Genomic DNA, 10,749 nt, shown 5'->3' with positions numbered 1-10,749 from the left:
GCCATCCTCCCCTGCATACCAAATTCACCTGATCAAGTATTGTTAATTTTGAAGTTCCTCTCACATGATACTTTGGGTCATTAAATAATTTGTCAATTGAAACCTCTCCGGAGGATTCCTTGGATTCGAATAATGACATTGGCCTCATAATAATTTTAGCAATTCTTCCTGCGCCAGAATGTCGATTTTCATCCTCAAGTGGTTTTGTTGAGCCGGTAAGTAGGTACTGACCTGCGACCCCCTGATGTTCATCAATGTCTAATCTAATATAATCCCACAATTCGGGAATTTTTTGCCACTCATCAAATAATATAGGCTTAATACCATACAGTAAGTCTGTTTTTCCCGTTGAAGCAAAAACTTGATATCTGGTAAAAACAGTAGGATCTTGTAACTTCACTATCGTTTTAGCATATCTTGCTGCGGTTGTTGACTTCCCACACCACTTTGGTCCTTCTATTTGGATTGCTCCTATGTATGAAATTTTCTCTTCAATATTCTTTTCAATTAATCTTGGTAAATACATATCATCACCACCTTAGCTTTAATTATACTATAATTCGCCATATTGTCAACATATCATTCGCCATATTGTCGTCATATTGTTCGCCACAATGTCAATAACGTGTTATAGCGTTGTCGCCAAAAAGAAAACACCTGATAAACAGGTGTTCAAATGTTATGTCTTATCGTTATGGAGTTTTATTCTAAAATCTCTCGAGTTCTACAGAGTTTTACTCAATTTCCTACAAAGTTTCTTTTTAATTATATGAAACTTATTATTGATTGTTTTGAATAACAACATCAAATGTTGCATCCATTTTATTGGATATTGGGTTAATGTCATCTACTATTTGGACATTTATACTATGCAAACTACTTTGATTTATATTATCTCTATCAAAATCCAAAACCACTTGAAAATCGTTTTCTAAATCATTTAGTTCAGGAATTGTCACTATTAATCGATACGCATTAGATCTCTGCGGATTTGCAATACCCATAAAAGTTGCATCACATTCATGAATAACACCATCGAATGCAACTTCAATCTCAATATTGTATAATTTGATTTCTGTGAATGAAAAATCTCCAAATAAATTTAGTTCATAAATATCAAGTTTTTCTGTTGTATCATTAATATCTTTAAACGTAATAGAAAATGAGGTAATTGTCTTACCTAGAAAATCAATATCTTCTTCTCCCAAATAAGCAAATGTATCTGGAACTATAGGAACATCAAATAGTTCAACTCTTTATTTAAAACATCCACTTAATAGTAATACTAAAGAAAAAGAAATGAACAATAAAATCTTTTTTTTCATACCACTCACCTTAGAATAATTTTAACACAAAAAAAAGGATTTGAGATAAAAATCTCAAATCCGGTGTCGACTACGTGTGTTATCATAACCAAGTATGTGCTACTTTTGAGGTTGTCACAACCAAGTTTGCTATGTGACTAGTATGGAGTTTGTTTTGTAAGCATATGATATCAAAACCCATTGTCCTAAAACCCTGCCAATCCACTTTTCGCCATGAAGTGAAATATCATGTATCAACTTTTTGATTCCTTTAGTTTTTGACCCATGATAATACATGCTACTTAGCCCCCTATATATGTGCCTCTATTTATAATCAATTTCATATATATCTAATAACCTCTTATATTTATCTTGACCGGTTAAGCAAGTATCTAATAGGAATCCTTTTTCTTTCTTCCATTCTTTCAATCCTCGATAGTAAAAAAGTTTGATATCTTCATCAATCGTGAATGGGACAAACCCATGACGCAAACATTCTTTAAAAGCAATCAGTCTGCCTACTCTTCCATTACCATCTTGAAATGGATGGATACATTCAAACATATAGTGAAATTCTATGATATCCTCAAAGGAATAACTTTGCTTGTTTTCATATAAACCTACTAATGATGACATATCACTCTTGACGTCAGCTGGTTTAGATGTTTCTATACCCCCAACTGTGTTAGGTCTCTTTTTATATTCGCCAACATTAAACCATTCTAATTTTGAGTCACTAGTTCCTGTTTTTAGTATTTTATGCAAATCCTTTACAAGTGACTCAGTGATAGGTTCTAAAGATGTTTTAATCATATAATCAATACATCTAAAATGATTTTGAGTTTCAATGACATCATCAATATTTATTGTTTTGTCTTTATCAAGACCTATCGTATTAGTTTCAAAAATATATCTCGTCTGATCTGCAGTTAATTTGCTACCCTCAATATGATTTGAATTATAAGTCATAAGTATTTGTGTTTCATGATAAATACTACCTGTTATTTTATGTTCCATTTCTTCTTTCAATCTCATCAATAGCAAAGGGGGACTATCTACAGAAACAAATGATACAATATCATTTAACTTCACATTTAAATATTTGCATATAGACTCTAATGTCTGTAAAGAAACATATTCTCCCTTTTTAAACTTAGCTCGTGTTGCTGAAGAAATATTCAAATCTTCAGATAATTTTGATAATGTAATATCTTTGTTTTCTAAAGATTTAAATAAACCGTTAAAATTTACTGCCATACCCGATCACCTCACATGTATTATATCACATTATATTTAGTTTTGCAAACATAACACTCATTATTGTTTAGTTTTATAAACTTAAATATATAAAAAGGACTTGAGAACTTAATCTCAAATCCGGTCTAGTTAATGGAGGACCCAATCGGATTTGAACCGATGATGGGGGAGTTGCAGTCCCGTACCTTACCACTTGGCTATGGGTCCTTTTTCATTAAATTTAAAAGAGTAAGCAAAAACTTACTCTACAGGATATGCAAATGGTCGGGAAAACAGGATTTGAACCTGCGACCTCCTGGTCCCAAACCAGGCGCTCTACCAAGCTAAGCTACTTCCCGAAATCTAATGGCGCGCCCATCAGGAGTCGAACCCGAAACCTTTTGATCCGTAGTCAAACGCTCTATCCAATTGAGCTATGAGCGCACAGTATGCGGTCCTGAATTGGATAATGCTCCAGAAAACTACCCGCTTATAAAATATTGCACATCCGAAATTTAAGGCCGATATATATATTATCAAACATTAACCAAAAATGCAACTTTTTTTTACTTAATTTCTTTTTTTTTACTAGTTTTCACTCCCTTAAGCAAATCTAAGCAAATTACCATGGTTTTTCTTAATTATTAAGTATAATAAGTTTATAAGGAAGTGTTACAATGATTAAAAACTATCACGAAAATTCCATTATCATAAATCAAATTGAACTTTTGGTGAAAGATTTATCAGGTTCTCTTGATTTTTATACAAATAGTTTAGGGTTTCAAATTCTTAAAAAAACAAATAAAAGCATTTCATTTACGACGGATCAAATGAATGAATTATTAATCATTACTGAAGAAGATTCTAAAATACAATTCGTTCAAAAATCATCTAGTCTTTATCACTTTGCCATTCTTTTACCAACAAGAAAAGCTTTAGGTAGTTTCTTGCGTCATTTAATTAAAAAACAAATTCCTATAAGTGGTGCATCGGATCACTTAGTTAGTGAATCCATTTACTTAAGAGACCCTGATGGAAATGGAATCGAAATTGCTTGTGATAAAGATGACTCTTTTTGGTATGATGAATTTAAAGAATTACAAATGGATACGATTCCTTTTGATTATCCAGGAGTATACTACGAAGCCTCAAATTTAGAACCATTTGTATCCTTGCCTCAAGAAACAATTATAGGACATCTTCATTTAAATGTTTCTAATTTAAAAAAACAAACCATATTTTATAAAAATATTATCGGCTTTGAGATTACTTATGATAAAATCAAAGGCGCTGTTTTTTTAGGCTCGAGTGCCTATCATCATCATTTAGCTTTAAATACATGGAACACTTTTGAAAAAAAAGAAGATACCAATTCGGTAGATTATATCAAAGCCTTTACCATTTTATACCCCAATTGTGATTTGCTAAAAAACACGCTAGACGCTTTAGAAAAGGCTAAAATTGAAGTGAAAGAAACATCTTTTGGATATAAAACAAAAGATTTTGATGAAAATGAAATTTATTTAAAACTTAAAATGTAAGTTTTGTTCTTATTTAATGTTTATTATGACTTGAATGAATAAAGCAACCAATGGCACATTTAACTTTCTTGCAAACTCTTCCTGTGATAAGTGTTTTGATTTTCTTAATTCAATGATTTTTTTACCAAGGTCCATTTTAAATCCTCAATTTTATTAAAGCAGGAATGTTTTTTACAAAATAATATACCTATAGTAACAAACTACCTATCCTTTTACAAGTTAAAAGGCAATTCTTTCTTTTGGAAGAATTGCCTTTTTTTATAATTAAAATTTATAATAGTCCGGTTGCTCGGAAAATAACAACGATAATAAAAATAGAAAGAATGGAAAAGGTTGTTGTCCAAACCACTAATTGCACAGCGAGTAATTCATCGTTGTCCATTTCTTTGGCCATTATGGCAGAAGATACTGCAGTAGGAGACGCAAGAAGCGCAATAAAAGCGGGGTAATGCATACTAGTAAAATTAAAGAACGTTGTATATTTTGATAAAAGAACTGCTAAAGATAATGTTACAAGTGGCGCAATGACGACTCTTGAAACTGTCCCAATCACAATTTGTTTTGCCAAAGGTTTAATCACAAAGAAATCAAATGTTCCTCCAAGGATGATTAAAGCCAAAGGAGAAGCGACTTGACCTAACCACTTAATTAACAAATAGAGGAATTCGAGGTTATCTTTAATAGAAAATACGGGAAGTTCTGTAGTGGAATCAATTGGAATAAACGAACGAATAAATAACGTTAAAAGCCCTAAAGCTACGCCAATAATTAAAGGGTTTTTAACAATTTTAGTTAGAGTAGATAGCATAGATTTGAATGGACTTTTGGCGTCTTCTTCTTTAACAAACATTGCAAGAGCGATGACCGATAACACATTCATAAGCGGAACCACAATTGCAGATACAAGTGCAACGACAGCAACAGCTTGACTTCCGCCGATGGCTTCGGCCAAAGGAATTCCGATAATTGCAAAATTGGACCTAAAAACCGCTTGAATGATTACTCCTTTTTGTCTTGGATTCTTAATAAAAACCAAAGAAATAATGAGCCCTATCAAAAATAAAATCATAATAGCCATTACTGAATAGAGTACTACAGGCCAATTGATTTCATTCATAGAGGAAATAGAATAAATAGTGTAATAAAGAAGTGCTGGAAGGGCAACTCTAAAAACAAATTTATTTCCTATCACTAAAAAGTTTTCATTCAGAAAACGAATTCTTTTTAAATAATAACCTAGAGCAATCAATAGCAATATAGGTAAAACTGCATTTAAAGCAAATAATAAAGTATCCATCTATATCTCGCCCTTCATAATTGTCATTTTATCTAAACAAATTCAGAAAAGTACTTTTATATTCTACCACTTCTTGTTCTAGAAAAAAAGAATTTTGTTTCAGAAAAAAAGTTAACCCAAAAAAAGGAGGAGTTAACTTTTATGACCTTGAAATAAAATGATTACGAATTCTCTTCTTCTTCTTGAAAAGGTACACTTTCATCATACTTTTTGTATTCAGAAACCACTCGTTTAATAAAACGGAAAAAATAAGGTCTAAAAACAAAGACAATAAAGAAAATGTATGGAGGAATTAGGAATATGGTTGGACCAAATACAACTAAAGTAGTCCAAGTCCATTTTGCATATCCGTGTTTTTGGCAATACCTGAAAACAAGTAAGTAAATAAGCCCATACCATAAAATTAATGCTAAAAAGGCAAGAATCAAAAAGATGGCTTTGGATGAATCAATTGTTACAATTCTTGCAAAAAAACCTGGGGTTGTAATATTTCCAGTCGAAAACCACGGAGTAGAAATTGCAGGATCTGCCGCATCCTTAATAAAATCAAAAATCCGATAAAGTAAAATAGAAATTTGTTGTAAAAACAGTACTGCAAAAATGATAAATGCGGCCGTTTCATATGGCCTTTTGTTTTTTAATAAATCTGTTTTTTCTTTCTTTAATTCTTCTTTAAAACTCATGAATTTCACCTCTCTCTATGGTGAAAAGTGTATCATTTTACAAGAAATAGGTCAATATTATGTGTGTAAAAAATTAAGAATAGTTGTTTTTAATGTTAAAAAAAACGCTACGCTCAATAAAACAAACAAACCTCATGTAATTTGAGGTTTGTTTTTTTATTAATCAAAAATATAATTAGGTAAATTTTCTTCTAGTGCTTCAATGATATCTTGAGCCGAAACTTCTGTTTCGAGTGAACTTGTTACATAAATGATGTTTTCAGATTGAAAAGATAATGCTATGCTTCCATCGATGGAATCAATCGTAATTCTACGGTTATGAGTTAAAGTTTCTAAATAGTCTAAAATCGCAGTTGCATTGTTTTCAATAGATTCAAGTAAAGGGGTATCTTCTTCTAAAATTTTAAGTGTAATTCTATTAATCCATTCTTCTTGATAATAAATTCTAGAAAGTTCATAAGAAGCACTTCCATATTCTATGGATAGTACAATGTAAACCCCATAAGAAAGATCAATAAAATCGACTAATCCTCTTTCGAAAAGAACAACCATCAACTCCGAATTTAATGACAGATAATCCCAAGAAAATTCGTCTTGCACACTCATTATAATTTTTAAAGTGGATGCTTTTGAACTGGTTTTTTCAAACGAGTAAGTGTAATCATTTAAATTGAGATTCATGTCTGATGAGTAAATATCTAAACGCACTCGATCAAAGAAATTGGAAGAATCCAAAGATATCTTTTGATTTTCAATTCCTTCACAAGTTTCATCTAACAAACAATCATCTAAAATAGCTGTCTTTTGTTGACAGGAAACCATGAATATGCACAAAAACATTAAAAATATTGTTAAAATCCATTTCATAAATGTACTTCCTCCCATCAAAGTGAAAACTTTACAATAAAAATATATCATAGTTTAAATCAGTTTAAAAGAAGCCTTTTAAAGTTTATGCAAAGTGTGTGTAAAAAACAAAGACACTTCCAATCAATGTAAATAAGAAAAAGACTACAAATATCAACTGATAAATCAATTTGAATCTAGAAGAATCAGGAAAAGTTAAATAAAATCCTAAAGAGCATGGCATAAACAAGACAAATAAAAATTGTTTTATCGTCACTTTTGAGTTTACAGCTACGACAAGTCTTAACAAAAATAAGAAAGAAGTGCCTCCTATTAAAGAAATCCAAAAAGAGTCAATCATAAACCCAACCAAGAAACTAAGCATGTTTTTTACCTCCTAAAAAAAGATAAAATACACCACTTACCGGTAAAACAAAAAAGAAAAGAGATCCAAAAAACCAAAATAATAAAACGGCCCAAAAATAAAGTGAAAAAAGAAGAAAAAGGCGTTCTTTTAGTTTCATGATGAAACCTCACTTTCTAGCAAAATATAGGTAGACATTTCACTGTTTTCATTTACTTCAATGACTCTTCCACCTCGTTCTAGATTGCCATAAGCATTGTATCCAGAGACTCGACCATAAGCTAAATAAATGCCGCTTGAGAAGAAATAAAAATCATTTAAATGATCGTGTCCTACAAAAACACCTTTGGTACGATTCGCTAATACCAACGCATCAAATAATCCAGTATCGACTCCTTGTGCATATACTTTATCTTCATTAAATAATCCTACGTAATCTTCTGCGTCAATAAATTGACGTAAAGGAATATGCATAAACATCATTGAATCGACAACGTCATTTTCTACGTGAGTTGAATACCACTGTACTTGTGAGGATTGAATGTAATCATATTCTCCTTCGTCTTCGGTATACTCTTCTCGACTAGCGTGTGAATCCATAAAATAGAGATTATAAAAATCGGCATCATCTTTTGTGAAGGTAATCCTAAAGTTGCCATATCCACCGTTTGATAATTCTGGACCCACTTTAAAATATAAATACTCTGTATCTTTAATTAAGTTTAGAAAATCAAAATAATCATGAAATTCTATCTCATGATTTCCAAATACAAAAGTCCAAGGAGTTTCTAAGGCCTCCATACGGTTAATTAATTTAGAAAATAATGTTGGCCCAGCCGTAGACATTGTCATGTCTCCTGTAATAACAATTAAATCAAAATCAGTGCTTTTAACTAACTTTTCGATTGTCGCAAATGTCTTTCGGTCATTAGCGTCAATTCCATAGGTTAAGTGAAGATCGGTTAGTTGTAAAATCTGTAACGTGTCGTTTCTCATTTCTATGACAAACGGTTCATCATCTGAATATTCTATGATTCTGGAACTCTCCTGACAAGAACTTAATGTTAACACCAGCAAAAAAAGTAAAACAACGGTAATTTTTTTCATATAATCCCTTCTTTCATCCTCTATAATTGCTTAATTCATTTCTTTTTTAGTAACAGAAACTAAATACTTTCCTTTAAAAACACAATGATAATGATATCTTTTTTCCTCCTCTAAAACTGTAGGTAGAAAATAAGGAATATTTTCTGCAATTCCGTGGTTTTCAAAATTATTAATCCAAGAAATATTCTTCCAAGCTAAGATTCCTTCGTCGGTGTTGATTGGAGTTATGTATTCAAAAGAATCTTCTACTTCTATTAAAAAAATATGGAGTCCATTTCCAATGGCATCAAAATTTTCCCAAGTAAGAATTCCTTTGTCTTTGATTTGGTTTGGCGTGACTTTAATGTTGGTTTCTTCATCAATCTCTCTAATCATTCCACTTAAGGGTGTTTCCCCTTCAGAAATTTTACCTCCAACTCCATTCCAAGAACCCATCCAAGGATTTTTAATCCGATTCACAAGTAAAATTTCATCTTTTCTTTTGATAAAGCCAAGGGTATATGCATACATAATATTTTTCCTTTTCATGAAGTAATTTTCTATTATTATATCACGTTTTAACCCTAAGAATAAACTAATAATCATTTTATTTTTAGTTAAAAGTCGTTTTTCTTTTGAAAGAAAAACGACTTTGTTCTTGTCGATTAAATAAAATTTATTTCATTTTTGCTTTATCTTCATACATACGGTCATCAGCTAATTTAATCAATGTTTTTATATTTTTCCCTTCATCGGGATAAGTAGAAATTCCACAAGCGAATCTGATTAATTCGGATTTATCTTGAATTTGGAATTTGTTCTTTTCCATGAATAATCTAATTTTTTCTATGTAACCCATCGCTTTTATTTGATTAGCATCTGAAAAAATGATAGTAAATTCATCTCCACCTATTCGGGAAAATATCATGTTTTCAACCGTATTTTCTCTAACACAATCCGCAAAATACGTCAAACATTGATCTCCTATTTCATGGCCATATACATCATTAATTTCTTTAAAGCGATTGATATCAATAATGCAAATAGACAAGTGAGAATGGTCTTCATCAACCTTTTTTACAGCTTCTAGGAGCAATTCATTATGATATCTTCTAGTATAAGCTTGCGTTAATTCATCATATTTTGTGGGTCGAATTGCTTTTTCATATAACTTATGAATTGCTATGGCAATCTCAACTTGCTTTGCAAGATGCTTAATCAAATACTTATCTCTTTCGCTATAAGCAGTAACTGACTCAAAATTATCTAGATTGATTAATCCAAAAAATTGATTTTCGAATTTAAAAGAACAGGTTAAAACGGATACCGCATTTAAAGCATTTATATCTTGAAATTGATTAAATTTCTCCTCTTTTAGACGAACAGCGTTAAATACTTCTAAATTATTGATAATAGCTGGTTCAAATACATCTTTTAATGATGATTGAAATAAATCTTCTTTTTTTAATACGATTTTTCTAAGCATTTTAATATCATATCCATAAGCTGCTCTAAAATGCATGTCTTCTCCTGAAAGGATTAAAATGCTACCAGCTTGAGCGTTTTGAATCAATTTTACCGATTCTTCTAAAACCAATTGCAGCACATCATCTAATTGATCGTTTTTCAGAATTTCTGTTGTGATAAGCATCATTGCTTCAGTGATTTTATAACTTGATTCTAATTCATCATAAACATCTTTAAGTTTTTTCATGTTTTCAATTTGATTTAAGTTTTCTTGCTCTAATTCTAAAAGGGAAGAAATCCTACTTTGGAACGATTGATATTGAACCATCGCGTAGATATAACTTAAGATAGCCATCATAAGGGTTAATCTAAGTCCATCAAAGAATAATACGCTAGTCCCGTGATAAAAAAACAGAACTAAATTAATCGGTATTATTTCAAATAGCATTAAAATGATTCTATTTTTTGCAGGATAAATTTGTATAAATGAAATCGCAAAAACAGAAATCAAAAAAGAAGAGATTTGATTGGAATAGCCTTGATTTATGTAAGCAATTCCGATTCCTATAATAAGGATGATAAAAGGATGTAGCGTTATCATTACCTTTAAAAACGACGATTGCACTTGATAATTCTTTTTATAAATGATTAGAAAAATAATAAATTGAATCACCATTAATAATGCTGCGTAAAGATAAAATACTTTGTATAAGACTTGATTATCTCCAACTAAAAAATAAGAAAAAAATTCGATCAATCCAATTAAACTTGCTGAAATGAGGCCCATCATCACGTTATAATGCATAATTGTTTTTCCGTTAGCCATTTCTTTAATTTCATATGCAATTTTTCTATATATTCTTAAAAGTATTTTCATGGTATCCTCCTTTTTTTATCATTATTCGCTTTTTTCTTTTGTTTCATT

The 10,749-nt window shown here is 30.8% G+C and carries 12 protein-coding genes and 3 tRNA genes; 1 reads left to right on the top strand and 14 read right to left on the bottom strand.

Annotated elements, in window-relative coordinates; all coding sequences use genetic code 11:
• The 6 genes from KJ971_04810 to KJ971_04785 form a co-directional block, all read right to left on the bottom strand.
• Positions 1–526 (bottom strand): AAA family ATPase (locus KJ971_04810; protein ID MBU1145157.1); only part of this gene is annotated, 526 nt, incomplete at its 3' end.
• Positions 527–779: 253 nt separating this feature from the next.
• Positions 780–1,208 carry a hypothetical protein gene (locus KJ971_04805; protein MBU1145156.1) on the bottom strand — a complete coding sequence of 143 codons (429 nt, stop codon included), beginning with the start codon at positions 1,206–1,208 and terminating at the stop codon, positions 780–782.
• Between the two features lie 420 nt (positions 1,209–1,628).
• A complete protein-coding gene (locus tag KJ971_04800) occupies positions 1,629–2,561 on the bottom strand; it encodes a Fic family protein (GenBank protein MBU1145155.1) in 933 nt (310 codons plus the stop codon).
• Between the two features lie 133 nt (positions 2,562–2,694).
• Positions 2,695–2,768: transfer RNA gene (locus KJ971_04795), tRNA-Cys, on the bottom strand.
• 54 nt (positions 2,769–2,822) lie between these two features.
• A tRNA-Pro gene (locus tag KJ971_04790) sits at positions 2,823–2,899 on the bottom strand.
• Between the two features lie 8 nt (positions 2,900–2,907).
• Positions 2,908–2,984: transfer RNA gene (locus tag KJ971_04785), tRNA-Arg, on the bottom strand.
• 233 nt (positions 2,985–3,217) lie between these two features.
• Here KJ971_04785 and KJ971_04780 point away from each other — a divergent pair.
• On the top strand, positions 3,218–4,081 hold the full coding sequence (locus tag KJ971_04780) for a VOC family protein (GenBank protein MBU1145154.1): 864 nt from the start codon (positions 3,218–3,220) through the stop codon (positions 4,079–4,081).
• Positions 4,082–4,090: 9 nt separating this feature from the next.
• Here KJ971_04780 and KJ971_04775 read toward each other — a convergent pair whose 3' ends face one another.
• The 8 genes from KJ971_04775 to KJ971_04740 form a co-directional block, all read right to left on the bottom strand.
• Complete coding sequence (locus tag KJ971_04775; GenBank protein MBU1145153.1) at positions 4,091–4,216, bottom strand: helix-turn-helix domain-containing protein; 126 nt, start codon at positions 4,214–4,216, stop codon at positions 4,091–4,093.
• A gap of 136 nt (positions 4,217–4,352) precedes the next feature.
• On the bottom strand, positions 4,353–5,378 hold the full coding sequence (locus tag KJ971_04770; protein ID MBU1145152.1) for an AEC family transporter: 1,026 nt from the start codon (positions 5,376–5,378) through the stop codon (positions 4,353–4,355).
• 161 nt (positions 5,379–5,539) lie between these two features.
• Positions 5,540–6,061, bottom strand: a complete 522-nt coding sequence (locus KJ971_04765; GenBank protein ID MBU1145151.1) for a hypothetical protein — start codon at positions 6,059–6,061, stop codon at positions 5,540–5,542.
• Positions 6,062–6,220: 159 nt separating this feature from the next.
• A complete protein-coding gene (locus tag KJ971_04760) occupies positions 6,221–6,928 on the bottom strand; it encodes a hypothetical protein (GenBank protein ID MBU1145150.1) in 708 nt (235 codons plus the stop codon).
• Between the two features lie 85 nt (positions 6,929–7,013).
• Entirely contained in the window at positions 7,014–7,292 is a 279-nt protein-coding gene (locus KJ971_04755; GenBank protein MBU1145149.1) for a hypothetical protein, read from the bottom strand.
• A 135-nt stretch (positions 7,293–7,427) separates the two neighbouring features.
• Positions 7,428–8,378, bottom strand: coding sequence for a metallophosphoesterase (locus tag KJ971_04750; GenBank protein ID MBU1145148.1), 951 nt, complete (start codon positions 8,376–8,378; stop codon positions 7,428–7,430).
• Between the two features lie 30 nt (positions 8,379–8,408).
• Positions 8,409–8,888, bottom strand: a complete 480-nt coding sequence (locus KJ971_04745; GenBank protein MBU1145147.1) for an 8-oxo-dGTP diphosphatase — start codon at positions 8,886–8,888, stop codon at positions 8,409–8,411.
• A 145-nt stretch (positions 8,889–9,033) separates the two neighbouring features.
• On the bottom strand, positions 9,034–10,701 hold the full coding sequence (locus tag KJ971_04740; GenBank protein MBU1145146.1) for a sensor domain-containing diguanylate cyclase: 1,668 nt from the start codon (positions 10,699–10,701) through the stop codon (positions 9,034–9,036).
• Between the last annotated feature and the right edge of the window lie 48 nt (positions 10,702–10,749).

Source organism: Bacillota bacterium (genome assembly GCA_018818595.1).
Lineage (GTDB): Bacteria > Bacillota_I > Bacilli_A > Izemoplasmatales > Hujiaoplasmataceae > JAHIRM01.
This window is presented reverse-complemented; position numbering and strand designations above follow the sequence as displayed.